This window comes from Flavitalea antarctica, from assembly GCF_054461535.1.
Map to the genome: position 1 here is coordinate 18498 of NZ_JBTLQG010000040.1, position 26131 is coordinate 44628.

21 protein-coding genes are annotated in these 26131 nt (G+C 45.0%); 14 read left to right on the forward strand and 7 right to left on the reverse strand.

Annotation, left to right across the window (positions count from 1 at the left end; genetic code table 11):
- Positions 1-397: 397 nt before the first annotated feature.
- The 3 genes from ACX0G7_RS23715 (at position 398) to ACX0G7_RS23725 (ending at position 4669) form a co-directional block, all read left to right on the forward strand.
- Entirely contained in the window at positions 398-2458 is a 2061-nt protein-coding gene (locus tag ACX0G7_RS23715; RefSeq protein WP_458926017.1) for an SUMF1/EgtB/PvdO family nonheme iron enzyme, read from the forward strand.
- Positions 2459-2506: 48 nt separating this feature from the next.
- Complete coding sequence (locus tag ACX0G7_RS23720; RefSeq protein WP_458926018.1) at positions 2507-3700, forward strand: SEL1-like repeat protein; 1194 nt, start codon at positions 2507-2509, stop codon at positions 3698-3700.
- 225 nt (positions 3701-3925) lie between these two features.
- Positions 3926-4669, forward strand: a complete 744-nt coding sequence (locus tag ACX0G7_RS23725; protein ID WP_458926019.1) for a hypothetical protein — start codon at positions 3926-3928, stop codon at positions 4667-4669.
- A gap of 103 nt (positions 4670-4772) precedes the next feature.
- Here the strand turns inward: ACX0G7_RS23725 and ACX0G7_RS23730 are convergent, their stop codons facing one another.
- On the reverse strand, positions 4773-5111 hold the full coding sequence (locus ACX0G7_RS23730; protein WP_458926020.1) for a hypothetical protein: 339 nt from the start codon (positions 5109-5111) through the stop codon (positions 4773-4775).
- An 883-nt stretch (positions 5112-5994) separates the two neighbouring features.
- Here ACX0G7_RS23730 and ACX0G7_RS23735 point away from each other — a divergent pair.
- From ACX0G7_RS23735 to ACX0G7_RS23750, 4 genes are all read left to right on the forward strand, one after another.
- Positions 5995-6645, forward strand: a complete 651-nt coding sequence (locus ACX0G7_RS23735; RefSeq protein ID WP_458926021.1) for a response regulator — start codon at positions 5995-5997, stop codon at positions 6643-6645.
- A 181-nt stretch (positions 6646-6826) separates the two neighbouring features.
- Entirely contained in the window at positions 6827-7666 is an 840-nt protein-coding gene (locus tag ACX0G7_RS23740) for an aminotransferase class IV (protein WP_458926022.1), read from the forward strand.
- 45 nt (positions 7667-7711) lie between these two features.
- Positions 7712-9016, forward strand: coding sequence for a cryptochrome/photolyase family protein (locus tag ACX0G7_RS23745; RefSeq protein ID WP_458926023.1), 1305 nt, complete (start codon positions 7712-7714; stop codon positions 9014-9016).
- Positions 9017-9507: 491 nt separating this feature from the next.
- Positions 9508-10056 carry an ORF6N domain-containing protein gene (locus tag ACX0G7_RS23750; protein ID WP_458926024.1) on the forward strand — a complete coding sequence of 183 codons (549 nt, stop codon included), beginning with the start codon at positions 9508-9510 and terminating at the stop codon, positions 10054-10056.
- A 618-nt stretch (positions 10057-10674) separates the two neighbouring features.
- On the opposite strand, the gene ACX0G7_RS23755 is transcribed toward ACX0G7_RS23750, so the two are convergent.
- The gene (locus ACX0G7_RS23755; RefSeq protein ID WP_458926025.1) at positions 10675-11541 is read right to left on the reverse strand and encodes a 1,4-dihydroxy-6-naphthoate synthase; all 867 of its coding nucleotides are present in this window, start codon (positions 11539-11541) and stop codon (positions 10675-10677) included.
- On the reverse strand, positions 11538-12218 hold the full coding sequence (gene mqnB, locus ACX0G7_RS23760) for a futalosine hydrolase (protein ID WP_458926026.1): 681 nt from the start codon (positions 12216-12218) through the stop codon (positions 11538-11540). The genes ACX0G7_RS23755 and mqnB overlap by 4 nt, the downstream gene beginning before the upstream one ends.
- 69 nt (positions 12219-12287) lie before the next feature.
- Between mqnB and ACX0G7_RS23765 the strand changes: the two genes are divergently transcribed.
- The 4 genes from ACX0G7_RS23765 (at position 12288) to fabD (ending at position 14937) form a co-directional block, all read left to right on the forward strand.
- A complete protein-coding gene (locus ACX0G7_RS23765; protein WP_458926027.1) occupies positions 12288-12698 on the forward strand; it encodes a 6-pyruvoyl trahydropterin synthase family protein in 411 nt (136 codons plus the stop codon).
- 112 nt (positions 12699-12810) lie between these two features.
- Positions 12811-13233 carry a 6-pyruvoyl trahydropterin synthase family protein gene (locus ACX0G7_RS23770; RefSeq protein WP_458926028.1) on the forward strand — a complete coding sequence of 141 codons (423 nt, stop codon included), beginning with the start codon at positions 12811-12813 and terminating at the stop codon, positions 13231-13233.
- A gap of 73 nt (positions 13234-13306) precedes the next feature.
- Entirely contained in the window at positions 13307-13903 is a 597-nt protein-coding gene (gene folE / locus ACX0G7_RS23775; protein ID WP_458926029.1) for a GTP cyclohydrolase I FolE, read from the forward strand.
- A gap of 143 nt (positions 13904-14046) precedes the next feature.
- A complete protein-coding gene (gene fabD, locus ACX0G7_RS23780; RefSeq protein WP_458926030.1) occupies positions 14047-14937 on the forward strand; it encodes an ACP S-malonyltransferase in 891 nt (296 codons plus the stop codon).
- Positions 14938-15178: 241 nt separating this feature from the next.
- Here the strand turns inward: fabD and ACX0G7_RS23785 are convergent, their stop codons facing one another.
- From ACX0G7_RS23785 to ACX0G7_RS23795, 3 genes are all read right to left on the reverse strand, one after another.
- Positions 15179-16480, reverse strand: a complete 1302-nt coding sequence (locus ACX0G7_RS23785; protein ID WP_458926031.1) for a PQQ-dependent sugar dehydrogenase — start codon at positions 16478-16480, stop codon at positions 15179-15181.
- 207 nt (positions 16481-16687) lie between these two features.
- Entirely contained in the window at positions 16688-17152 is a 465-nt protein-coding gene (locus ACX0G7_RS23790; protein WP_458926032.1) for a GNAT family N-acetyltransferase, read from the reverse strand.
- A gap of 197 nt (positions 17153-17349) precedes the next feature.
- Positions 17350-18576: a trans-sulfuration enzyme family protein gene (locus ACX0G7_RS23795; protein ID WP_458926033.1), complete on the reverse strand. Its 1227-nt coding sequence runs from the start codon at positions 18574-18576 to the stop codon at positions 17350-17352.
- 327 nt (positions 18577-18903) lie between these two features.
- Here ACX0G7_RS23795 and ACX0G7_RS23800 point away from each other — a divergent pair, with 327 nt between their 5' ends.
- Entirely contained in the window at positions 18904-19950 is a 1047-nt protein-coding gene (locus tag ACX0G7_RS23800; RefSeq protein ID WP_458926034.1) for a nucleoid-associated protein, read from the forward strand.
- Positions 19951-20048: 98 nt separating this feature from the next.
- On the opposite strand, the gene ACX0G7_RS23805 is transcribed toward ACX0G7_RS23800, so the two are convergent.
- Positions 20049-21041: a beta-ketoacyl-ACP synthase III gene (locus ACX0G7_RS23805; protein ID WP_458926035.1), complete on the reverse strand. Its 993-nt coding sequence runs from the start codon at positions 21039-21041 to the stop codon at positions 20049-20051.
- Between the two features lie 547 nt (positions 21042-21588).
- Between ACX0G7_RS23805 and ruvA the strand changes: the two genes are divergently transcribed.
- Both ruvA and sov read left to right on the forward strand, forming a co-directional pair.
- Entirely contained in the window at positions 21589-22173 is a 585-nt protein-coding gene (ruvA, locus tag ACX0G7_RS23810) for a Holliday junction branch migration protein RuvA (protein ID WP_458926036.1), read from the forward strand.
- 86 nt (positions 22174-22259) lie between these two features.
- On the forward strand, positions 22260-26131 hold a 3872-nt coding region (gene sov / locus ACX0G7_RS23815; protein WP_458926037.1), incomplete at its 3' end, for a T9SS outer membrane translocon Sov/SprA.

The window sequence follows — 26131 nt, forward strand, 5'->3', positions numbered from 1 at the left end:
TACGCCCTAACATTCTACTAAGTGTTTCTATCGGTACCCCGTTTGTAAAGTGACAGTAGTGGCGAAAGTATGTCGAAGGTTTGGTTATCTTGCTTTATAGTAATCGAGTAAGCCAACCTTCGGTACAACGAAGGGTTTGTTAATGAATATAATCATCAGTTCGGTCAAAAAGTAAAATCAACCAGAAGAAACCGAACTGCACTTTGTCTTTTACGTGTTACGCAGTCAATTCAAAATCAACAACGCTCTTCAAATCCACGAGCAAAAATTTCGAACTCCGGCTAGTCCTGTGCACCTGCGTTCGATGCCGCTTAATACATATAAAAACATCCACAAGTGAGTAAATTAAAATCGGTAACTTACGTTACACCATAATTGGCGCTGCAAATAACACAGCATGAACGGCCAAATATTTATCAGTTACCGACGCGACGACAGCCTTGGTTCAACCGGCCGAATCTATGACCGGCTGCTGGAACATTTTTCCGCTGAACAAATCTTTATGGATGTCGACACTATCCCGCTCGGTGAAGACTTTGTTGAATACATAGAAAAGGCGGTCACCAGGTGTGATGTATTGCTTGCTGTCATCGGCAGGGATTGGGTTACCATCCAAGACCGCAACGGACGCAGAATGCTTGATAGTGATGGTGATTTTGTGCGAGCAGAAATCCGGGCGGCCTTACAACGAAAAGTGAAGGTGATTCCGGTGCTGGTAGAAAATGCTGATGTACCCAGTGAGGAAGACTTGCCGGATGACCTCAAACCCTTAGCCCGAAGAAATGCAATTGAGCTGCGGCATACCGCCTTTCATGCCGATGTAGACAAGTTGATCAAAGTCGTGCAACGGTTTTTCCAGGAAGAAGAAGAAAAGATAAGGATCAGGTCCGAACAGGAAATGGCACGGCAAAAGCAATTGGAGATGCAGGAAAAGGAAGAGCAGGACTGGAACCATGCTGTCGGGGAAGATTCCATCGAATCGTATTCGGTATATTTAAACCTTTATGCCAATGGAAAATATGCAGCGGATGCAACCACCCGCATCAATGCCTTGCAGGACCTGGCAGCACAGCAAAAAAAACAGCAGGACTTTGACCGTTTCGTAACGCTGGGTACCCAGGCCTATGAACAGCAGCATTTTGAGCAGGCCCTGGTTTATTTTGATGAAGCACGAAAGCTGTTTGCTGAGAAAGAAGAAATAAAAGAGTGGCGTCGTAAATGCGAGGAGGCCATAGTTCAGAAGCAGCGGGAAGAATACCAAAAAAAAGAGGCCAGGCAGCGGCAACAGGAAGAAGAGGCTCAGAAAAAAGCAGCGGAAGAAGAACGCCTTCGCCAGGCGGCAGCGAAACTGGCTGAAGAAAAACGAATTGAATTGCAGGTCCGGGACCTTGAACAGCGGGGCGATAAACTTCGAAAAAAGAAAGATTACAGGTTAGCATTGGCTTGCTTTGAGCAAGCGGTAGCCCTTCAGCCAAACCGGCAATATAGCCAGGAGGCTATTCAAGTTTGTCGGGCAGAAATACAGGCAGCAGAGGCGGAACGACAAAGAGTGCTTGAAGAAGAAAAAAGGGAACAAGACCTTGAAAAAAAAGGCGGAGAGAACACTGCCGGATCATCAAACAAAAAAAAATGGTACGCCAACCAATGGCTGATTGCCGGCGGCGGGCTCCTTTTGATCGGGGTCGTCACGATTTTACTTTTTTCCAATAAGAAAGGGAGTTCCCTAAAAAAAGATGAAACGGCAAAGCTCCCTCCAAAAGACACAGTCAGGAAGACCATACCCATCAGCTTACCGGACACACCTGTAAACACGCCCATAAGCCAGGCCGCCAGATTGATTTGGCAACAAATGGTTCCCATTGCCGGCGACTCCTTTGTCATGGGAAGCAACAAAAAAACAACCCCTGAATGGCCGGAACATACTGTGGCGGTAGATTCATTCTTATTGTCGAAATACGAGATCACAGGGAAACAGTGGAACGACATCATGAACGTAAGGAAGTACAAGACTTCGTTGAATGTGCCAGCGACCACCGTCTCCTGGGACGATGTACAAGAGTTCATTGAAAAACTCAATGCTGCAAGCGGCCGGCAGTATCGCCTGCCGACGGAAGCCGAGTGGGAATATGCCTGCATAAAAGGCCATGGTAATCATTACAGGAGCATCTTGAACGAATACAGCTGGAACGTCAACAACTCAAACGACAGCCTACATCCAGTAGGGCAAACAATCCCGAATGCGCTGGGTATTTATGATATGCTGGGCAACGCGTATGAGTGGTGTGCCGATTCGAAGGGAGCTTACCAAAGCAGCCAAAAAGATGAAAACAAGAAAATTATCAGGGGCGGAGACTATAAATCCAAAATCGGTTTTGTTTCACCAAAAGTGCGGAATTGGAATTTGAAGGCAGAAGGCAGGCTCGGGATCGGCTTTCGGCTGGCCATGGACGAAAAATAATAGATTCGTTTTCTCAGTCTAATCAAGCACTATCCAAAAACATTTTCTATGTTCAAAAATGCTGTCTTTCTTTTGCTGACGCTGTCCTGGTTCACTGCCATATTTGCCCAGGAAAGAGTAGATTTCATTGAAGTGCAAACACCTGTCGTCCCCAGGAAGGCCGTTTTTTCATCGTCTAAGTCAAAAAATACTCCCCCCGGAAGCAATAAGCCAAAAACGGGAGAACCCTACGTAAAAGAAGAGCCCTACGTTAATGAATTACGGAAGGCAGATGAAGAGTACGAAGGCGGAGAGTATGTCCCGGCGAAAACTGCTTTTCTAAAATACAGGACTAATCTCGACAGCGAACAATGCTATCGCCTCGGCTGGATCTTTGAAACAGGCAAAGCCGGGGAGACAGATATCGTAAGTGCCATTTACTGGTACAAGAAGGCTGCCGATCAAGAACATCCACAAGCCATGAACAATATTGCCTGCCTGTATTACAATGGACTGGTCGGCGTGGCGGAAAATTACAAAGAAGCCCTTGCGTGGTTTACTAAAGCCGCCAGTCTTGGCAATGGCGTATCGATGTCGAATCTTGGAATTCTGTACAGCAATGGTAGTGGTGTGCCAAAGAACGATGTCCTCGCAATGGAATGGTTTAAAAAAGCTGCGGCAGAAGAACATCTGTTTGCCATCAACAAAATCGGTTCTTTGTATGCTACCGGTAGAGGCGTGCCGCAGGATTATGCCGAGGCAAGGAAGTGGTTTGAGAAAGCCGCCGGAAAAGGCTATGCCCAGGCAATGAATAATCTAGGGGTGTTGTACGCCAACGGCCGGGGTGTACCGCAGGATTATGCCACCGCTTTGCAGTGGTACACAAGGGCAGCCGAAAAAGGAAATGCGGCCGCCATGGGAAATATCGGTGCCTTGTATGCAGATGGCCTTGGCGTGAAAAAGAATTTGAACGACGCGATGAACTGGTACAAGAAAGCGGCAGAAAAAGGAGATGGAGTAGCTATGTATCAGATGGGCGAATTTTACTACAAAGGCCGCGGCGTTTCAAAAAGCTACAGCGAAGCGATAAGATGGTACACCGAAGCGGTCCGGAAAGATGTTCCGGAAGCCATTTACAAAATCGGTCGGATGTACGAGAAAGGCGAAGGCGTTAAAAAAGAAAAAGACGAGGCAAGATTATGGTACATACATGCTGCGGAGTTGGGCAATGAAGATGCAAAAAAAGCATTGAAAAAACTTTAGGATTATAAGTATTGTTCCTTGCTTTTGGATGGGATCCGCTTGACATAAACCCTGGTTGGAATTAGTGCTCTGGTTTTTCCCGGCGACATCAGGGTAACCGTTTCGTTAATAATTTTCTGTTCTAAGGAAATTGAGGATATCAATCTAAGTTACATCGTAGGCTTCCATTTTAATCGAATATCCGACATTGTTGCATTCTTGCGTATTATTGCACAAATGCACTAGATGGTAATTACAAAACATTTTCTATCGCAAAACCTCGGTCTTGATTTCGAGATCGCCCAGTTTTTTGCTGATCGTAAAGTGCCCGCCGACAACTTATACTGGAAAGGGAAATTTTTATACCTGTCATTCGGTACGGGATTCTTATTTATACCCTTTATTATGGACGCCATTTATAAATCCGGAGTCGATAAGAAACTAGTGATTGACCCGGAACGGACAGCCCGGATGGAACAAGGCTTTGATATCGTTATGCAATACGAAAGAAAGAAGATAAGCTTCGACGATTATATAAAACAAATGTCTGAAGTTTTCCTGCCACATGTCGTGAACCGGGACCTGTACGACGATCTGCTGAGGCACTTCAAAGGCGAGCCGACCCAAACATATAAACTCGGAACCGGTGTTGCCGCCCTGGATCGCGCTGATGCATTTATGTTTGTTTATACCGATCTGCCGGTGGACCAGGAGACGATGAAAACGATCATCCGCAGGTGGTACTATCTGGCAATTGCCCACCTGATGCTGGACGATTTTATTGACATTGACGAAGACCGCGAAAAAGGGGAGGAGAACGCACTGATAGACCTGGGCGATAATCACGAAGCGCTAAAAAAATGCCAGCTGATGCTGGAAGAAAATATTGAAGGACTCAAGGAAACCAATGAAAAGATTGGGGAGTTCTTTAGAAAGATATATGACAAGGCCATCAACGATGCGCCCGTACAGGCACTGAAATCAAGATGATCCGGAGAGGTTCTTAATGATGATCCGGTGAGTGAATTAATAAGAAAAGGGTGGTCAACCACGACACACCCTTTACCGATTAAAACTTTTTGCTAAATGCAGATCACCAGCCATCAGCCTTTACGCGGTCAACGATAAGACCCTCTTCGAAATCCAGGCTGCCATCTGTAGAAACTACAGGGTAGCTGGAGATCACCTGGCCCTTTTCGTTAACTCCGGCAAATACCAATGTTGGATTGCCAGCTTCGTTCAGCGCCGGGTAAACAGTCATTCCGCTGCAATCAGGCTGTGCCATGATCTTAGCAAGGATTTCTTTACCAATTGTGTGACCGAATGCCAACTGTGGGTAAGCATCAAAAAAACTTTTTACCATTGTGGTTCCGAGTTCCATCCCGATGTGCTCACCAATCTGAGCAACACCTTGTGTTTTTGTTTCCTGCATTGTTACGAGTTTAAAGGTTTACTTAATAAAATCTGGATGCATTTTAGAACTCTGCCTAAACTCAACAAACGGGGGAAAACTCTTATTGGCAATTAATGGATTCGCGGGAATTCAATCCGGAAGCGAATTTGATAACGGGTACCACGTTAAGGCACACCCTAAAAACAAGTAAAATCCCATGGGGATTTTAGTAAAAATACGATGTGGATAAATTGAAAATGCCCGCCTCTTTAACCGTCCTGGCTGGGAGAAAGTTAAAAAAACGGGCATAGCATTTTTCGAGCCTCACTAGTCAAACCAATTTTCGGATTTTCACAGGAAAAAAAGTTGACGGTTAATCTGGGTTCAAAACGTTTTACTGAGGGATCCGGATTTAATAGTTATTGGAAATCATCGGGTTACACGGAGTTTCACGGGACCGGATCGCTGGATTTCAGAACCTAAACCTAATATAATTAAACTTTGAATGTTATAGTTAAAGTTGATTGACTTCGGTTTTTTCCCGGGTTTCATAGAAAATTGGAAAATCATTTACTGGACGGTTATGCTTTTCTGGATATTGGATATCAGGATTATTTTCGCCGTCAATCAACTTAAGTGCCAAAAATATATGTTAATAACATTGTGGACAAGCGCATTACTTCTCTTTTTCAATCTTGCAGTTATTACTATAATGTTCGTAGAACTACGATAGTAAAAACCCTTACCCCTACGTGCTTCCACGCGTTTCATCTAAGTATAAAAATTGTTCGTCTTTGAAATTCAAATAGTATAATTTCGTACTTATCCTATAGTATTTATCAGGAAATATTCGCATTTTGTGCTAATTAACAGATCGGCCCCATTGCCAGCAAATAACCCTTGAAAAAACCAAAACCAAAAAATGCCCATTAAAGTAGCTATCGCAGATGATCACGCCTTGTTCCGGGCAGGTGTAAAAACTGCTCTCTCTGCAAAAAAAGATGTTGAACTGATCGCGGAAGCCGATAATGGCATGCAGCTGCTGAACCTCCTGCGTCATATTGAACCCGACGTTATCTTATTAGATATCCAGATGCCCATCATGGATGGTATCCAGACCTTACCCGAGATCCGGAAACTTCGTCCCAATGCAAGGGTCATTATCCTGTCCATGCACAACGACCATTCGATGATCTCCAAACTGATGGAGATCGGCGCCAACTCATATCTCACCAAAAATTCAGACTCGGAAACGATCTACCAGGCCATAAAAACCTGTTACGAGCAGGAATTTTTCTTTAATGAACTCACCAATAAGGCACTGCTGACCGGTCTTCGTACCAAACGCGCCGACGTGGCCGGCCAGATAGAAGTGAATCTTTCTGATAAGGAAATGAAGGTGCTGAAACTGATGTGCGAAGAAAAAACCACCAAGGAGATCGCTGATATAGTAGATATCAGCCCCCGTACGGTGGAGGCTATACGCGATAAACTCAAAACCAAAACCGGCGCCAAATCAATGGCCGGCCTCGTAATGTACGCGGTTAAAACCGGGATCATCACCCAGGAATAATTCCGGTGGCGACTATCGAACCATAATCGTATACCTCCTTAGATCGAATACAAATACCATGGTCCGCCCCGGGAAGAGGCAGGATCCAGATAATTTTGAGCCGGCACAATTCTGCCGGCTTTTTTGTGGAACAATTAGCGGACCTTTATGGAGGCTGAACACCCTCGCCCAAGAATTTATTATGAGCAGTGTAATCAATTTTAACGGCAAGTTCCTGGCAGACGACACCCCGATAGTAGGTGCCGGCAGCCGCGCACTCCGTTATGGTGACGGTCTCTTTGAAACAATCAAGATCTACCACAAACATATCGTGCATGAAGAGCTGCATTTCAGCCGGCTTTTCGAGGGACTGGCACTCCTGGGTTTTGATCTCCCGAAATCAATGACGCGTGAAGCACTGCGCGAAAGTATCCTGCAGACCGCAAAAAAGAATAATGTTGAACAAGGGGCAAGGGTTCGCCTCGCATTTTTCCGGACCGACGGTGGCTTATACGATCCCGAACATCATCGCCCCAATGTGCTGATCCAGGCCTGGCCACTTCCGCCCCAATGCGGTACGCTGAATGTGAACGGCCTGGTGACCGGTGTCTACAAACTGGCCCGCAAAAGCTGCGATGCATTCAGTAATGTAAAATCTGCCAGTCATCTCCCTTATGTAATGGCCGCCATGTATGCCAAAAAGATGAAATGGAACGATGCGTTTGTATTGAATGCCTTTAACCGGGTGAGCGATTCAAGCATTGCCAACGTGTTTATCATCAAACAAAAAAAATTGTTTACGCCCCCATTGGCTGAAGGCTGTATCGCCGGCGTTACCCGTCGTTTTTTACTGCGTGAACTGCCGCAGTATGGTTTCGAGATAGAAGAAAAACCACTCTCCGTAGCTGATATCGAAAATGCCGACGAATGTTTCCTGACCAATGCCATCTCCGGCATCCGGTGGGTGAAAGAGTTCCAGGATAAACAGTTCACAAATGGTATGACCAGAGAACTCTTTGACCAGTTTGTTGTAATGGCATAAGAAAAGATTGAAGTCCACAAATCATTTAAGGCTCAATATCCAGGCATGGCTAAGGTAAATTTATTCTGGTTCCGGAGAGATCTGCGCTTACACGACAATGCAGGTTTATATCATGCACTGAAATCCGGCAACCCGGTGGTCCCCGTTTTTATTTTTGATAGAAAGATCCTTGACCTGCTCGAAGAAAAAAAAGATCCGCGGGTCACCTTTATATATGAGGCTCTTCATGAGATGCAGGCCGCGCTCGTGAAATCGGGTTCAACCATGGATGTGTTTTATGGCAACCCCGACGAGGCATTCAAAAGTTTCCTGGAAAAATACGAGGTGGAAGAAGTGTTCACCAACCATGATTATGAACCTTATGCCACCGAACGGGATGCGGAGATTAAAGCCCTGCTTGACGAGGCAGGTGTGGCGTTCAATACCTACAAGGACCAGGTGATCTTTGACCGTGATGAAGTTATCAAAGACGATGGAACGCCCTATACGGTTTTTACGCCCTATAGTAAACGATGGCTGGCCACGATGAATGACTTTTATCTCAAGTCGTACCCGGCGGGTAAGGTGGCTAAGTTTTATAAACAAAAGCCGTTAAAGATCCCATCGCTGCAGGAAATGGGTTTTGTGAAAACGGAACAGGATTATCCCACAAAAAATCCGGAAGAAGCTTTGATCAGGCATTATGATAAACATCGCGATATCCCGGGTATGCCCGGTACCAGCAGGCTGGGGGTTCATCTTCGTTTCGGGACCATCAGCATCAGGGAGCTGGCCAGGAAAGCAAAATCGCTTAATGATGTTTACCTGAAGGAGCTGATCTGGCGCGATTTCTACCAGATGATACTCTGGCATTTCCCGAAGGTCGGCAAGGGTCATGCTTTTAAGATCGAATATGAAAAGATCAAATGGCGCAATGATGAAAAGGAGTTTGAAAGATGGTGCTCGGGCGATACCGGTTACCCGATCGTTGATGCCGGTATGCGGGAACTGAACGCAACCGGCTTTATGCATAACCGCGTGAGGATGGTGGTGGCTTCATTTCTTTGTAAACATTTATTGATCGACTGGCGCTGGGGCGAAGCTTATTTTGCGGGTAAGCTGCTGGATTTTGATCTTGCTTCCAATAATGGTGGCTGGCAATGGGCGGCTGGGAGTGGCTGCGATGCCGCACCTTATTTTCGCATCTTTAATCCATACCTGCAGACCAAAAAGTTTGACCCAGAATTTAAGTATATCAGGAAATGGGTTCCTGAGTTTGAAGAGTTTAATTATCCTAAGCCGATCATTGAACATGAGGTTGCGAGACAACGATGTCTTGAGGCGTATAGTGAAGCTTTAAGAAAAGCTTAGGGAAGTGGTGAGTGGTTAGTGGTTATTGGTTAGTGGTGAGTTGGTTTGAAAAGGATTTCAGTTGTCTGAGATGAATACGTGGTGGCGTTTCGATCAGGTTAAAATACGGTGGGTGATAACCACATATCTCCGTGTATAAGTTCCGAAGATTAGGTATGTTTATATTTATGCCAGCAATGAATGTTTGTAGATTTGTTTTTCTATAGTCTAGTGAAACTTGAAGTCGCAAAATGCGACCTCAAGTTAAGGAGGAATAAGAACCGGGTACAGAGCCCGTATAAAGACCATCGGTTCAGAATGCACTTGAAGTAGAACGAGACCAGGTTCCTAAAGAAAAAGATTTTGAGAGGCAGATGTCGGGTCATCATTACCTTAGTTCAACACAAAATTTCAAGGAAGATAGTACTGACGATTTAAAACAAAATATCAAAGTAAAATACGGTAATGTCTGGTTTTAAGAACAGCTATATTTACAAAAACAGGCAAAGTTAATGGCGAAAAAAGAATTACATGTCCTGGTAATGGAGCAGAAAATTCTGAACAGGATATACGTTATAAGAGGCCAGAAGATTATGTTGGATACTGACCTGGCAGAGATGTATAAAGTGGACACAAAGCGTTTGAATGAGCAGGTGAAACGTAATATTAACAGGTTCCCTAAAGATTTTATGTTTACACTTACAACAAAAGAGTACGAAAACTTGAAGTCGCAAAATGCGACCTCAAGTTGGGGAGGAAGAAGAACGTTGCCGAAAGCTTTTACAGAACAAGGAGTAGCTATGTTATCAAGTATTTTGAACAGTGATGTTGCAATAGCCGTAAATATCAGAGTTATCAGGGTGTTTACAAAGCTTCGTGAATATGCATTAACCCATAAGGAAATATTATTGCAGCTTTCCAGGCTGGAAAAAGAAGTAAAAGGTAATAGCAGTGATATCGAAAATATTTTTATGGTGCTGAAAGAGTTAATAGAAAAACAAAGTAAGCCAATGCCACCAAGAAGGAGAATCGGTTTTAGAAGAGATAATGATGAAGAATAACTTACCTACGCACATATTTTATTAAGACTTATTTGGAAATGGAAAACACCAGCTTAAAAGAATGGTTATTAAGGGTATAAAGAACAATTAACAGGTATACTCAAAATAATCAGTTAGTTGATGAAATTGATATTGATAATATTCCTTTTGAAACATTGAGCGCAATTGTACGTCCAAAAAGAAGGTGATCATCTTCTATATGATGGCTATGTACTAACTGCCCAGCAGTTAAATAGCTTAAATTCATTTCTCGAAAATAAAAAGAAGTTGACATGAAATCGTTTTTCGTACTGGAATGTGCAAGTATTTATAAGTGACCGGGCTTTTGCCTGGATCAGCGACTTGGTACGAAAAACTTGAAGTCGCAAAATGCGACCTCAAGTTGTGAAAAAGAATATATGATCTATGAATCTATATCTCCGGGGGCGGAGATGAGTCAAATTTTGTTATTGGTTTTGATTTAATAATCGACACATTCATTTTCTTATTCGTTATAAAATGACTAATCGATTACTGAGATAGGTAAATTGCAATACCATAGTTGTATTTATCATGATTTTTGTTTTTTATTTTGGACATTTTAGCCTTTATAACTTTCACTTGCTAAAACTCAAATGATTAGATAAATACAGGTTTATCTCCATCTTTATCAAATAAGTTTGCCTCACTTGCGTGTCTCAACGAACCATAAATCTGCAAAAACATTTTCACCGCATCTTTGCCATCGGATCCGAGATCAAGAGAATAATTATTTACATAAAGATCGATATGCTGGCGCATGACCGATTCTTCCATCTCCTGTGAATGCTGTTTTACATAAGGCGCAAGTTCAGGTTCATGGGCATAGGCATATTCGATGCTTTCCCGGATCAGTGCATTGATGGTTCGTTGCAATTCCGGCGCAAACTTTCTTTTCATAACAATGCCACCTAACGGTATCGGGTAACCGGTTTCCTTCTCCCAGAAATCACCGAGGTCAACGATCTTTTTTAATCCTTTCTGCTGGTACGTGAACCGGTTTTCATGGATGATCACACCCAGGTAATGTTGACCATCCGGGCCGCCGGCATGATCCAGCACAAAATTTTCAATGCCATCAAATCTTAAGAATGTTTTGTTTTTTGCTGCCGGGTATGCCAGCGAAAAAAGCAGGTGCGCCGTTGTGTTGATACCGGGTATAGCAATAGTTGCGTTATTAATGTCAGCTGTTTCCAGTTCCCGGGATGCGATGAGTAATGGTCCCACACCTTTGCCCAGGGCACCGCCTGAAGTGAGCACGATATAGTTATCAAGGAACAATGGGAGTGCCCCGTAACTGATTTTTGAGATATCAAGCCTGCCTTCCCTGGCCCATTCGTTGAGTGTCTGCACATCTTCAAGCAATACCTCGAACTCCAATCCCAGGGTGTCTATTTTTTTGTTGACAAGCGCATCAAAGATAAAGGTATCATTCGGGCAGGGAGAAAAACCAAGTGTAAATTTCATGATGCCATTTGTTTTATGATCGCTTCCAGGTTATTATTGAGATTTGTGATCGCCTCCCTGATCCGCCAGTTGGCTTTGTCCCGCTCTCCGATATAATTTGACACAGCGCGTAACTGTATAAAGGGTATCCCTTGTTCGAGGCCCACAAAATGCAGGGCGGCTCCTTCCATGCTTTCCAGTTCAGCGCCGTATTTGTGTTTGAGCAATGTTATTCGCGTCGGGTCGGTCGTGATCTCGTTTACCGAAACCCCGATCGCGGCGGGCAGATGGTCAAGTTTCAGAAAGCCTGGTTCCCTGGCCATCAGCCTTCGTTCCTGATATGGCGGCGAACCAGGTTCTGCCAGTCCGAGATCAAATACATCCTTCCATTGCCCTTGTTCATTTACTCCCATATCGGCGATCAGATCAGAAGCCACCCGGTAAACGTCACCCAGGGCCAGGTTGTTCGAAAAACTGCCGGCAATACCTGCCTGTATGATGACGTCGGGCCTTGCGCTCAGTACGGCCGCGGTGAGCCGTGCAGCCGTCGCCAGCATACCGATACCGCTGGTCAGGAAGCTGATTTCAATACCTTTATAAGCGGATTTTCGGTTCGCGTGATAAGATTCGCGGAACGTGGCGGTTTCCATATCGGTAGCGGAGACCAGTAAGATGTTCATTGCTGCAAATATCTTCAAAATCCCCTTTGTTACCGATTATTGCCATTGTTTGCTTAAATATTAACTTTGCGAAAATTTTGAGGAGAAATGGTATACCTGACCAGGCAAGAACATTTTAATGCTGCGCATAAACTTTTCAATCCTAAATGGAGCGTGGAGGAGAATGAGCAGGTTTTCGGTAAATGCGCCAACGAGAACTGGCACGGGCACAATTATGATCTGTATGTTACCATCAAAGGAAATCCCAATCCTGACACCGGTTTTTTGTATGATGTAAAAAGGCTCAGTAATATTATCAATGAATACGTGGTCGACAAACTTGATCACAAAAATCTTAATGTTGATGTTGAGTTTATGAAGGGGCAGCTTTGTTCAACCGAGAACCTTGCGATCGCGATCTGGAAAGAGCTCGCACCGCATATTCCCCCGGAGGTGAAGTTGCATTGCATAAAACTATATGAAACACCAAGGATTTATGTGGAGTATTTTGGAGATTAAACCCAACATTTAGTCTTTATCATTGTTCTGCTATTCATCCGGCGGTTTTGTTCCGCAAAGTGCCGGATGATTTTTACGGGTCATTCCGTTGATAAAACATTTGTAAGTTGTTATGGGAAATAAGGTTGCTGTATTCAGGAAAGAACATTTTAATGCGGCTCACCGGTTGTACAACCCCGCCTGGGATATGCAGAAAAATGATGCGGTTTTTGGTAAGTGCAACAACCCGAACTTTCACGGTCACAATTACGAGCTGATCATAAAGGTGGTGGGTGAACCTGATCCTGAAACCGGTTATGTGATGGATATGAAAGTATTGAGTGATCTGCTGAAGACACATGTCATTGAAAAGCTTGATCACAAAAACCTGAATCTCGACACGGATCTGTTCACCGGTAAAAATCCGACTGCGGAAAATATCTGTATCGTGATCTTTGATATCATGAGGAAGCTGATCGACCCTGCTTTTGATCTGCAGGTAAGGTTGTATGAAACAGAAAGGAATTTTGTTGAGTACCCGGTTGAACCTGCATGATTCATCCTGCTTATCATCAACCCGGAGGCATTTGTACGGCACGAGCATAAACACTAACAGAATACTATAAACTATGGGTTACAGGAAAGTTGAACAATTTGACGAGCATATTACTTCCGGTCTGATATCTTCCTATAAAAATGCCCTTGCCCTGCTGGGTGAAGATCCCGAAAGAGAGGGCCTCGCCAAGACGCCTGAGAGAATAGCCAAGGCGATGCAGTTCATGACACAGGGTTACGAGATGGATGCAAAAGCTATCCTGGACTCCGCCAAGTTTCATGAAGAAGTGAGCGAGATGATTGTTGTCAAAGACATCGAATTATACAGCATGTGCGAACATCACATGTTGCCTTTTTTCGGAAAGGCGCATGTAGCCTATATTCCCAATGGTTATATCACGGGCCTCAGTAAACTCGCGCGGGTGGTGGATGTTTATGCGAGAAGGCTCCAGGTGCAGGAAAGACTCACCACCCAGATCCTCGGTGCGATCAAGGATTCATTGCAGCCGTTAGGTGTTGCGGTAGTGATAGAAGCTTCCCACCTGTGCATGATGATGCGGGGGGTGCAGAAACAAAATTCTGTAACAACCACTTCGGCATTTTATGGAGAGTTCGAAAAGAACGAAAGCCGCAGTGAATTTCTCAAACTTATCACGGCAAAACTTCATTGATTTAAAGGGGCAAATGCAGGCTGAATGGGCGTTTCTGGGATCATCCCGGGGCGTGGCGTCAGCAAAAAACCTTATTGTCAGTAATCATTTTTTGCAAGTTTACCAGTTTAAGGCATTTTTGTCCTCTTTTTAACTGTTGTATTATGAAGCACGCCTATATTTTCCCGGGACAGGGTTCACAATTTCCGGGAATGGGAAAGGAACACTACACGCACAGTGCGTTTGCAAAGAAGATGTTTGAACAGGCCAACGAAATTTTGGGCTTCAGGATATCGGATATCATGTTTGAGGGTAGCGAAGAGGAACTCAAGCAAACAAATGTTACTCAACCAGCCGTTTTTATTCATTCGGTGATTGCATATAAGAGCATTGATGGCGTGAGGCCGGATATGGTTGCCGGGCATTCTCTTGGCGAAATTTCTGCGCTTGTGGCTAATGGTGTGCTGCGTTTTGAAGACGGGCTCAACCTGGTGGCTGTCCGCGCTGCTGCCATGCAAAAAGCCTGTGAGCTCAAACCTTCGGCTATGTCGGCGATCCTGGCATTGGAAGATGAGAAAATTGAATCCATCCTGGCTGAAGTAACAAAAGAGAGTGGGGAAGTGGTGGTTCCTGCCAATTATAACAGTCCGGGACAGTTGGTGATCAGCGGATCAGTGCGTGGTGTTGAACTCGCCAATGAACGTCTTAAAGCAGCGGGTGCACGTCGCGCGCTGATGTTACAGGTGAGCGGTGCATTTCATTCGCCGTTCATGGAGCCGGCAAGGGAAGAGTTGAAAACGGTTATTGAACAGACTACTTTTTATACGCCCAATGCGGCGATCTATCAGAACGTGGTAGCCAAAGCGGTGGTGAGTAAAGATGATATCAAGAAAAACCTGATCGATCAGCTGACCGGTGCAGTGAAATGGTCACAGAGCGTTAATGCGATGATCAGTGATGGCGCCAGCCGCTTTACAGAGGTCGGTCCTGGCAGGGTGTTGCAGGGATTGGTCCATAAGATCAACAAAGACGTGCAGGTGGATAAGGTGGATTAATCCGGCTTTGATATGATGAGCATGATGATCCTGTTTGATCAGATGGCAATTATCAATTCCGACGCTTTGATCCTATTGATTTTTTTGCGATTGTTACTTACTGTTTTGTGATCACTTGCTGATTTTTGCCTGCTTGGTTTTTGCTTAGAGAATGACCTTATTGTCCACTCATCGATCACATTGTAAATGACAGCTGCTGCCGGCTGATCTCTTGCTCATTTTTGCTTGATTGTTTCCCCGATCATTTCTTGGCGATACGGTAAAATCTTCCCTGGTCGGTTATGGAATAAAGTGCACCATCAGCACCTTGTACGATATCGCGGAAACGCTGGCCTTCTTTTTCAAGCAATCTTTCTTCGCCGGTTACACGATTATCTTCAATGCGAAGGCGAACGATCTGTTGCCCACCAAGACAGCTGATAAAAAGATTGTTCTTCCATTCGGGCATATTGGTACCGGTGTAGAAAGTCATCCCGCTGGGCGATACTACCGGGTCCCAGTAATAAACCGGCTGCACCATTCCTTCTTTTTCTTGAATAGAGTCGCCGATCTTTCTGCCACTGTATTCAGTGCCATAAGTGATGATTGGCCATCCATAATTATTTCCGGGTTTAATAAGATTCAATTCATCTCCGCCTCTTGGTCCGAATTCATGCTCCCATAACCGACCCGTAACGGGATGTATAGCGAGGCCCTGAACGTTCCGGTGCCCATATGAATAAACTTCTTCACGGGCATCGGCTCTTCCTGCGAAAGGGTTACCGGGTGCGGGTTTGCCATCGGTGGTAATACGGATAACCTTACCAAGACCGGAGTTCAGTTGTTGTGCCTGGTGCCTTGAATGAAGATGTGCTCTTTCGCCGGTTGATAAAAACAAGTGACCTGTTTTATCAAAAAGCAATCTGCCGCCATAATGTATGGTGCCTTTATAGATGGGAGTGGCGCGATAGATGACGGTGACATTTTCCATTTTCTTTTCATCACGTGAAAATGTTCCTTTTGCAACAGCGGTAACATTGTCGTCCCCATGATTTTCTGAATAGGCCCAGTAGACTACGCGATTTTTTTCAAATGCCGGGTCCAGTGCCAGCCCGAGCAGTCCTCCCTGGTCGGAAGGATTCACCGCAGGCAGTCCGGTAACCGGTTCGCTGACTACGCCTTTGTTATTTACGATCCGCATGTCACCAAACTTCTGGGTGATCAGGAATCTGCCATCTGGCAGAACAGCGATTGCCCATGGGGTTTTCAGTTTGTCCGTTAGAATACGGACCTCGTATGGAGTTGCTGTTGCCATTCCGGCTATTCTTGTCTGCCCCTCGAAGGCAGCTTGATAATTTGTGTTCGGTGGTTTCTTTTCAACCGGTGGTAAGGTGTCTGCGAAGAGGCCGGTTTCTTTGATTACGGTCGAAAGTGATTGATTGGAAAACCTGGAACTGTTCGGGAAATTAAATGATGGATTAGATAAGGCGTTGGATGAGGGATCAAATGAGGCGTTAAATGAGGCATTGAACAATAGATAAAACACAATAGTGAACTTCAACATGATTAATCGGGTTTGTCTTGATGATTAAAGACCTCAAGTACCGGGATGCACTGCCCCGGGAGCATGTTAATTTACCGAATTTTGAATGATAACCGCTATCACAGTCAATCATAGGCGCCGATGTCTGAAATAGCGTCCTTTTTTTAAAATCCGGAATTCAAAGAGTCTCTTGGAACCATTTGAACCTTCTTAAGTATAGAATTTACGCTAAAAACTCATACTGCAATTGATCCACTCACCATCGAGTGTTGCACCATATCTTTTATAAAAGTTGATAGCCGGCTCATTCCAGTCAAGTACCTGCCAGACCATGCCTGCGTAATTTTTTTCTTTTGCTTCTTCAATCAAACGATCGAATAATAACTTGCCAAGTCCATGACCGCGCATATGTTCGGTAACCAGCAAATCTTCAAGATACATGCGTTGACCCTTCCAGGTACTGAACCGTATATAATACAATGCAAAACCCTGCACCAGTTTTGTTCCGTCCTCTTCTGTCACCTCCGCTACAAAGGCCCACCAGACCGGGTTCGGGCCAAATCCACTATCTGTAAAATGCTCGAGCGTAACTGTAACTTCCTGTGGCGCACGTTCGAACAGCGCCAGCTCGCGCACAAGTTCCAGCAATCTCGGGCAATCACTTTTAACCGCCCTCCTGATTTCTATATTCATAGTGTCTTAATCTTTATTTAACTGAGTCGGTTTCGGATCACCGTTTCATTGGCAGTCAATATAACCACTTGCAGTAATGAAACAAATCAGCACCATCAACCAACTCAACGCCATCAACCGAATCCATACCATCAAACTAGGCAGCACCATCAAACAATTCCACATCAATCAAACAAACTCCCTAAAGCAACACTCCTTTATGCCAATGCCTGCTCAAGATCCGCCATGATATCCTGCACGTTTTCCATTCCTATGCTCATTCGTATGAGCCCGTCCGTTATACCATACTTTTCACGCTGCTCTTTCGGTACACCATAATGGGTCATGGAAGCAGGATGCGATAATAAGGTATCACAGGTACCCAGCGAAACTGTCCTGGTACACATCTTCAGCTTATTCATCATCGCAGTACCCGCATCTAATCCTCCCTTCAATTCAATACTCATCATCGCCCCGGGATGGCGCATCTGCTTCATCGCAATATAATAATCCGGATGCGATGGCAGACCATTATAATTGATTCGTGCAATTGCCTTATGTGTCTCCAGATAACCGGCAATCTCCGCTGCATTATGACAATGTCTTTCCATCCTCACCTCAAGTGTCTTCATGCCATTGATCAACAGGAAGGCATCAAAAGCATTACCATTCGCACCCAACAAACGATGCACCTTCGTAGCCTTCGTTTTCATAAATTCTATATCCGTTCCCACAAATGCCCCACCGATTGCCGTACCATGACCATTTAAAAATTTCGTAGTGGAATGAACGATAAAATCAACACCATAACGAAATGGCTGCTGCAAAAAAGGAGTAGCAAAGGTGTTATCACATGCCACTATCTTACCATATTTTTTACCAAGTTTCGCCAGCTCCTCAATATCCACACACTGGATGGTTGGATTCGCAGGCGTTTCGATGTAGATCATCCTGATAGCAGGATCGGCTTTAAGAATATCTTCCGCTTTCTGCAGATCACGCAGATCCGCAACAATACCCTCCATATCAAAATCAGGCAGAATGCGATTCAGTATCTCCTGGGTACCACCATACAATGAAAAATGCGATAATACTTTATCGCCGGCCTTCAGGGTTGAAAAAAACAATGAGCTGATAGCGCCCATACCGGATGCATGAAGTATTGCTTTTGCTTCCAGCGGTTCACCATTTGAACCTGAAATACCAAAGGTTTCCATCGCTGCAATCTTTTCCTCTGCTTCCTGCATGGTCGGATTGCCCCACCTTGAATATATGAAGCCATCCTCCTGCCCGCTGAACCTTCTCATTCCCTGCTCAGCATTATCAAATGTGTAAGTTGAAGAAGCATATATAGGGGTAAGATGAGCATAGTTGGGATCCTGCTGGTGACCACCATGTATCGACAACGAACTAAAACCACTCAGCGGAAAATTCTTATCAGCCATGAAAAAAAGTTTAGGCTGCAAAATAGTCAATAACAAAATGCAAAGGGGTTGTCAATTCAATTTTCTAATTTGCACACCTTTAATACAAACCCGGTTAACAGCTTGAATGAAAATCCGGTTACCGCTTGAATGAAAACCCGGTTAACAGCTGAAACGAAAACCACGTTAACAACTTTAACAAAGACCCTATCAAAACTTAGACGTATACCAGGTCAATAACAACATTTCCAAAAACAGCAGGTCCTGGTTATTAAACCTGGTTTCCAGGACCGCTGCATTTTTCATACTGCGGCTCACGAGGCAATAGCCGCGACTTTGTAAAACTATATGATAGCAAGCTCAGACATTCTATTAAAACAATTGATCATTCATAAAGTAGGGAACCCAAGCCGCGGTGAAGAACTTAAGCTATCGGCAGGGGAAATGGATATCAGGGAAGAAATATTAAATGGTATTCTCAAAAAATATTTTCTCTCATCCTTTAATGAAAACGAATTATATCGTTTCAGTCACCTCAGTGATGTGAAGCTTAATGAGGTCTACAGCTATGTTTCAACCATCTTTGAAGATCATGAAACTTTTGTTGACCAGTCGCGACTGATCGCACAATTTCTTTACTCGAAGTCTACCCATGTTAAAGTAAAGGAAGGCGAGTTATACATTGCTTTTTTCGGTAATCTGCCTTTTGATGGCCAGGATATTTCAGGTATCGGGATCTTTAAATCAGAAAACAGGGATACATTTTTAACCGTGTTTCCCCAGGACGAAGACATCACACTTTCTGCGGAAGCAGGCATACCGGTGAACAAACTTGATAAGGGTTGCCTGATCTTCAGAACTGAAGGAGAAGATGGTTACCGCGCCTGCGTTGTTGATAATACAAACCGGCAACAGGAGGCACAATACTGGGTAAATGAATTCCTGCAACTCAGCCCGCTGGCCGATAGCTATCATCAAACCGATAAATACCTGAACCTCTGCAAACAGTTTATCACCAACGAATACCCTGAAAAGTTCGAGGTGTCAAAGTCTGACCAGGTGGAGATGCTCGGTCGCTCGATGGAATATTTTAAATCAAAGGAACAATTCAGCCTGGACGAATTTGCCAATGAGGTAATACATCATGATGAGGTAAAGGATTCATTCATGAAGTACAAGAAGAACTTTGAAGCTTCTAAAAATTTTGGAATGGATGATGAATTTGATATCCATTTATCAGCCGTGAAAAAGCAGGCTGCTTCATTCAAAACAGTACTTAAACTGGATAAAAATTTTCATATCTATATACATGGCCGCCGTGACCTGATCGAAAAGGGCAGGGACGAAATGAGCGGTAAAAAATATTATAAGATCTTTTACGACGAAGAACATTGATCCGCCATGGCCAATGTTATTTCCTAACTGTTGCGCCGGAAGTCGCGGGCCAGAACGGCAACCCGGACTGTGAGACCGGAATGGGAATAGCCCCCAACTCAATAAGCCCATTTCACCCAGGTGGCTCCCCAGGTAAAGCCGCCACCGAATGCTGCCAGCACCAGGTTATCGCCTTTTTTTAACTGCTTTTCGTAGTCCCACAAACAAAGCGGGATTGTCGCGGCCGTGGTATTGCCATAACGGTGAATATTCAACATCACCTTCTCCGAAGGCACACCCATTCTTTCAGCCGTAGCATCGATGATGCGTTTATTGGCCTGGTGGGGAACCAGCCATGCAATATCGTCCCCCGTAAGATTATTTTTCTGCAACAGCTCGGCACTCACATCAGCCATACCGGTAACCGCAAACTTGAAAACAGCCTGTCCCTCCTGGTAGATGAAGTGTTCTTTCGAAGCAACAGTTTCTACCGAAGAAGGTTTCAGCGAACCACCCGCTTTCATGTGCAGGTGACGGCCGCCGGCACCATCACTTCTCAAAATAGAATCCTGGATGCCAAGACCATCGGTTTCGGGCTCCAGCAACACCCCCGCGGCGCCATCGCCGAAGATGATACAGGTTGAACGATCAGTATAATCAACAATGGAGCTCATTTTATCCGCTCCCATTACCACCACTTTTTTATAACGGCCACTTTCGATCAACGCCGCGCCGGTTGTCAAAGCATACAAAAAACCCGAACAGGCAGCGGCAAGGTCAAAACCCCAGGCATTTTTGGCGCCCACTTTTTCACAAACCAGGTTGGCCGTAGAGGGAAAAAACATATCAGGAGTAACGGTGGCAACTATCAGGCAATCAATATCCGCGGGTTCAATACCGCGTTTTGCGCAAAGCTCTAGCACCGCAGGAACAATAAGGTCAGAAGTGCCCTTTCCTTCACCGGTTAAAATGCGCCTTTCTTCAATTCCTGTCCTGGTACGGATCCACTCATCACTGGTACTTACCATCTGCTCCAGGTCCTGGTTGGTAAGCCTGTGTTCCGGTACAAATCCTCCAACTGCAGTTATGGCTGCGTTAATTTTTTGACTCATTATGTTCAAAGAGATTTAGATTAAGCCTCAGGGTCGCAAAATTAAAGGAAAAACATTCATATTCCGGAAGTTGTGCATACGGAAGTCGCAGCCTGACAACAGAATCCGCCAGAAATAAGGAGCAACAATTGCCGGATCTAATAGAAACTGCTTACCTGTAATTTCCAGATTTGGTGCAAACTATACAGACGAAATGGCCTGGATAATGATAATTTCCAGGCTGAATTGCCAGGTAATGACAATTCCCAGGCTGAAAATGCCAGATCAATGAAAACTCCCAGGCTGAGATTGCCAGGTTAATGAAAACTCCCAGGCTGAAATTGCCACGTTAATGAAAACTCTCAGGCTGAATTGCCAGGTTAAAAGAACTGACTTGCCTGAAACTGGTTGATCTGATCCCGACCACCTTACTGAAATGACAAATTAAACGGAATCAACCACCTATAACACCCCTTGTTTAGGGGAATATCCTGCCTGAAATCAAGAAAAGCCTCCTTTCTCAATATCCAAAATTGGTATTTTAGTATTTCGCTTTACTTTCGCGCCGATGATCGCATTTCTCAAAGGCAATTTTGTCCATAAAACTCCGACCCTCGTTCATGTTGATGTGAACGGAGTTGGATATGAACTGCACATCAGCCTCAACACCTACACCCAGATTCAGTCGCTCCCCGCCGGAACATTATTCACCCACCTGCATATCCGGGAAGACGCACATTTGCTGTATGGTTTTTTTGAATTGTCTGAAAAAGAGATGTTCCTGATGCTCACCAGCGTTTCGGGAGTGGGCACCTCCACCGCGCGGATGATGCTGTCGAGCCTCAAACCTTCCGAGATCTCAAAAGCCATCACGCAAGGCAACACAAAACAACTGGAAAGCATCAAGGGGATCGGTAAAAAATCTGCCGAAAGAATTATACTGGAACTGAAGGACAAAATGGGTCGAATCGCTTCTGAATCAAATATTTCCCCACTTATAAACAATACCCTCGAACAGGACGCGTTAAATGCTCTTATTGCACTGGGTATAGCAAGGGCAACCGGCGAACAAGCCATTCAACGGGTACTCCAATCCGAGCCGGATCTCAGTCAGGTTGAACACATCATTAAAAAAGCTTTAAAATCAATTTAAGCCTATCGCCGGATCTCTACCTAACTAATTCTTGAGAAACCAGATTGTTCCTTTCTTGTAACCAAATCATTCTAACTGCGGTTAAGTTGTTTGTCTGTATCCTGATCTGCTGTTCAAACCTGAACGCACAACAGGACTCGACAAGACCAGCTTCCAGTTCCGATACGCTGAAGTTTCCGATCCAGGACAGGAGAGGGGACCGCTTCAGCAACCCGGGCAGGTCGTCTTTTGATTTAAAGGATCCATCAAACATCACGGACTCCATCGTTTACGATCCATCCACCCGCCAATACTATATCATCGAAAAGATCGGCGGATTTTACTACCGCAAGCCGACCTATCTCACTTTCGACGAGTTCATGAAGCTGCAGGCGAGGAAGTCTGAAATTGATTATTTCAAGAAAAGATCAGATATTGTCAACAGCCTCAACCGGAAACTCCTCCGGCCAAAACTCTCTGTCACCGATAATCTCTTCAACCGCATATTTGGAAATGGCAAGGTGGAAATACGCCCCCAGGGTGATGTTACCATCATTGCAGGCTACCAGGGACAGAATATAAAGAACCCGGCACTACCCGAAAGGGCCCGTAAAAACGGTGGATTCGATTTCGATATGAATGCCAACCTTAGCGTGGTCGGCAACATCGGCGACAAACTTAAGCTCCCGATCAGCTACAACACCCAGGCGAATTTTGATTTTGAGAACCAGCTGAAACTCGATTATACAGGTACCGAAGACGAGATCATCAAAAGGATCGAGGCCGGTAACGTTGCATTCACCTCCAAGGGTACCCTGATACCAGGTGCCCAGTCTTTGTTTGGTGTGAAGACCCAGCTGCAGTTCGGAAAATTATTTGTAACAGGCGTACTTGCCAACCAAAGGGCACAACGCCAGACCATCGGCCTGCAGGGGGGCTCAACCAAAAGCAGTTTCGAATTCAAGGCGCATGACTACGAGGAAAACCGGCACTTCCTGGTTGGACAGTATTTCCGGAAAAACTACAACAAGGCCATGAAAAGCCTGCCGGTAGTGAACTCCCAGGTCCAGATCCTCCGGATGGAAGTATGGGTCACCAACCGTAACGGATCAACAACTGAAACCCGCGACATCGTGGCCCTGATGGATCTTGGTGAATCCGAACCTTACAATACGGCTTTCAGACCGAACCCGCCGAGCCAGACCGGTCTCCCTGCCAACGACGCAAACTCGCTTTACCGCGATGTTATCAATACACCGAACAGCCGTAACCCCTCTGCTATTACAAGTTTATTATCTTCCAGGGGTCTGCGCGCGGTGCAGGATTTCGAAAAAACCTTTGCCCGCAAACTGGCGCCGACAGATTTTTATTTCAACCCGCAGATTGGTTTTCTTTCGCTGTCTGTTCCCTTACAGCCGGATGAAGTACTGGGTGTGGCATACCAGTATAGCTACAACGGCAAGATCTACCAGGTGGGTGAATTCAGCCAGGACGTACCTCCGGATACCACAACGAATGTAAGTGGCACGCAAAAAATACTATTCCTGAAATTGCTGAAGGCTACCTCCCAAAGGACCAATCTTCCCCTTTGGGACCTGATGATGAAAAACGTGTATGCACTCAAAACACGTGATGGTTATACCCTGTCATCGGTTCAGCCGGCAGATTTCAAACTGAATGTTTTATATGAAGAACCGAGCCAGGGCCTGAAGCGTTTTCTTCCTGAAGGCGATAAACCCGGCACCCCCCTGATCACCATAATGAACCTTGACAGGCTGAACGCGCGGAACGATCCATTGCCGGATGGCGTCTTTGACTATATTGAAGGTTTTACGGTGATCTCCCAGCAGGCGAGGATCATATTTCCGATGCTTGAGCCTTTTGGGGATGATCTCGACTCGGCTGCGTTTGCCAACCAGCCCCAGGCAGTAAAAGACAAGTATATCTTTTACCCGCTTTACGATACCATCAAAGAGATTGCACGAAACTTTGCAAACCTTGACCGCTATATCATCAGCGGTTCGGCAAAGGGATCGAATACTTCGGAGATCTCTCTTGGTGCCTTCAACATTCCCCCGGGTTCGGTAACAATGACAGCTGGTGGCCAGGTGCTGAAGGAAAATATCGATTATACCATTGATTATAATCTTGGCCAGGTGAAGATCATCAACCAGGCCATCTTAAATGCAGGACTGCCGGTAACCGTGCAGTTTGAAAACAACGCCAGCTTCGGGATCCAGCAAAGAAACTTTATGGGTCTGCGGCTGGATTATATGGCGAAGAACACGGACAAGGAATCATTAAGCATTGGTGGATCCATTGTGCGGCTTGGTGAAAGACCATTTTTTACCAAAACTTCCTACAACGAAGACCCGATCAAAAACACGATGTATGGTCTTGACTTCAACTACCGCGCGGAGTCACCAAGACTTACGAGATGGCTGGACAAATTACCATTCTATACCACAACAGAAACAAGCACGATAACGGCTTATGGTGAAGCGGCGCTTTTACAGCCGGGCCACCCATCACAGATCGGAAAGGGTAGCAGCGGGTTGATATTTGTCGACGACTTTGAAGGCACCCGTAACTCAATCGATCTTCGCTTCCCGCTTACCAACTGGGGACTTGCCTCAACGCCGGCCGGCAACGGGCTTTTTCCTGAATCGGAATACAATGATTCACTGCCTTACGGATTTAACCGTGCCCGTGTTTCATGGTACAATATTGAACCCGTGTTGCAGGATAAAAGAGGAGCGAATAACCCGGTGAAAGGTTACCAGGATTTCACTGATCCCCGCATCAGGGCTATTGAGGTTAGACAACTTTATCCTCAACGTACCGCCGATTTCGGACAGGCACAACTGGTAACCTTTGATATGGCCTTTTATCCGAAAGATAAAGGTCCATACAACTTTGATGCAAGACCGGGCAGTGTTGATGCCAATGGTAAACTCGCAAATCCGAAGACCCGCTGGGGTGGAATTATGCGTGGTCTTGACCAGGTGGATTTTGAAACAGGTAACGTGGAGTTCATCGAATTCTGGCTGCAGGATCCGTTTATTAAAGATCCTGCACTCGGTGTGAATGGCGGACAGCTTTATTTTAACCTCGGTAATATTTCAGAAGATATATTAAAAGACGGTAAACGATTTTTTGAAAACGGTATCTCCGGTTCGGTAACCAAGGCACTTGAAGATACGAATACCCGTTGGGGTAAGGTGCCGGGTAACCCGATACAGGTAACCCAGGCTTTCAGTAACGATCCGGCTGACCGTCCTTTGCAGGATGCAGGTGTTGATGGACTTGATGATGAAGCAGAGGTCAGGAAATACGGTCAATACCTCAACCAGTTGCTTACCACCTTTGGTGCAAACTCGAAGGTTTACCAGGATGCGTTAAATGATCCGGCAAATGATAATTTTAAAAATTACCGCGACGCCGCTTATGACGCCAGCCAGGCGGATATACTTGCCCGTTATAAAAATGTAAACAGCCCGCAGGGTAACTCACCGGTTGCTACTACCGGTGACGATTTTGTAAACGCATTTACATTATACCCCGACCAGGAAGAGTTCAACCGTGATAACACGCTAAATGAACTTGAAGAATATTTCCAGTATAAGGTTGATCTGAAAAACAGTGAATTCAAAGTTGGTCAGAACTTTATTACTGATACCAGGATACTTACACCGAGTGGCGGTGTACAGGAAAAATGGTACCTGTTCAGAATCCCGATAGCTGAATACCAGTTAAAGGTTGGTAATATCCCGGATTTCAAATCTATCCGTTTTGTAAGGATGTACCTGAATGGATTTGAAGATTCGGTGGTACTCCGGTTTGCCAAACTTGAGTTGATCCGTAACACCTGGAGAAGGTTCAATTACGAACTTGATACTACCGGTCAATACCTTCCTATTCCGGCCAATTCAACAACATCTTTTAACCAGCTTGCGGTTAACGTTGAGGAAAACAGTTC

Bases quoted from the DNA above. Each gene is read 5' to 3' on its own strand.
- ACX0G7_RS23715 (WP_458926017.1), top strand. From the start codon at position 398: ATGAACGGCCAAATATTTATCAGTTACCGACGCGACGACAGCCTTGGT.
- ACX0G7_RS23720 (WP_458926018.1), top strand. From the start codon at position 2,507: ATGTTCAAAAATGCTGTCTTTCTTTTGCTGACGCTGTCCTGGTTCACT.
- ACX0G7_RS23725 (WP_458926019.1), top strand. From the start codon at position 3,926: ATGGTAATTACAAAACATTTTCTATCGCAAAACCTCGGTCTTGATTTC.
- ACX0G7_RS23730 (WP_458926020.1), bottom strand. From the start codon at position 5,111: ATGCAGGAAACAAAAACACAAGGTGTTGCTCAGATTGGTGAGCACATC.
- ACX0G7_RS23735 (WP_458926021.1), top strand. From the start codon at position 5,995: ATGCCCATTAAAGTAGCTATCGCAGATGATCACGCCTTGTTCCGGGCA.
- ACX0G7_RS23740 (WP_458926022.1), top strand. From the start codon at position 6,827: ATGAGCAGTGTAATCAATTTTAACGGCAAGTTCCTGGCAGACGACACC.
- ACX0G7_RS23745 (WP_458926023.1), top strand. From the start codon at position 7,712: ATGGCTAAGGTAAATTTATTCTGGTTCCGGAGAGATCTGCGCTTACAC.
- ACX0G7_RS23750 (WP_458926024.1), top strand. From the start codon at position 9,508: ATGGCGAAAAAAGAATTACATGTCCTGGTAATGGAGCAGAAAATTCTG.
- ACX0G7_RS23755 (WP_458926025.1), bottom strand. From the start codon at position 11,541: ATGAAATTTACACTTGGTTTTTCTCCCTGCCCGAATGATACCTTTATC.
- ACX0G7_RS23765 (WP_458926027.1), top strand. From the start codon at position 12,288: ATGGTATACCTGACCAGGCAAGAACATTTTAATGCTGCGCATAAACTT.
- ACX0G7_RS23770 (WP_458926028.1), top strand. From the start codon at position 12,811: ATGGGAAATAAGGTTGCTGTATTCAGGAAAGAACATTTTAATGCGGCT.
- folE (WP_458926029.1), top strand. From the start codon at position 13,307: ATGGGTTACAGGAAAGTTGAACAATTTGACGAGCATATTACTTCCGGT.
- fabD (WP_458926030.1), top strand. From the start codon at position 14,047: ATGAAGCACGCCTATATTTTCCCGGGACAGGGTTCACAATTTCCGGGA.
- ACX0G7_RS23785 (WP_458926031.1), bottom strand. From the start codon at position 16,480: ATGTTGAAGTTCACTATTGTGTTTTATCTATTGTTCAATGCCTCATTT.
- ACX0G7_RS23790 (WP_458926032.1), bottom strand. From the start codon at position 17,152: ATGAATATAGAAATCAGGAGGGCGGTTAAAAGTGATTGCCCGAGATTG.
- ACX0G7_RS23795 (WP_458926033.1), bottom strand. From the start codon at position 18,576: ATGGCTGATAAGAATTTTCCGCTGAGTGGTTTTAGTTCGTTGTCGATA.
- ACX0G7_RS23800 (WP_458926034.1), top strand. From the start codon at position 18,904: ATGATAGCAAGCTCAGACATTCTATTAAAACAATTGATCATTCATAAA.
- ACX0G7_RS23805 (WP_458926035.1), bottom strand. From the start codon at position 21,041: ATGAGTCAAAAAATTAACGCAGCCATAACTGCAGTTGGAGGATTTGTA.
- ruvA (WP_458926036.1), top strand. From the start codon at position 21,589: ATGATCGCATTTCTCAAAGGCAATTTTGTCCATAAAACTCCGACCCTC.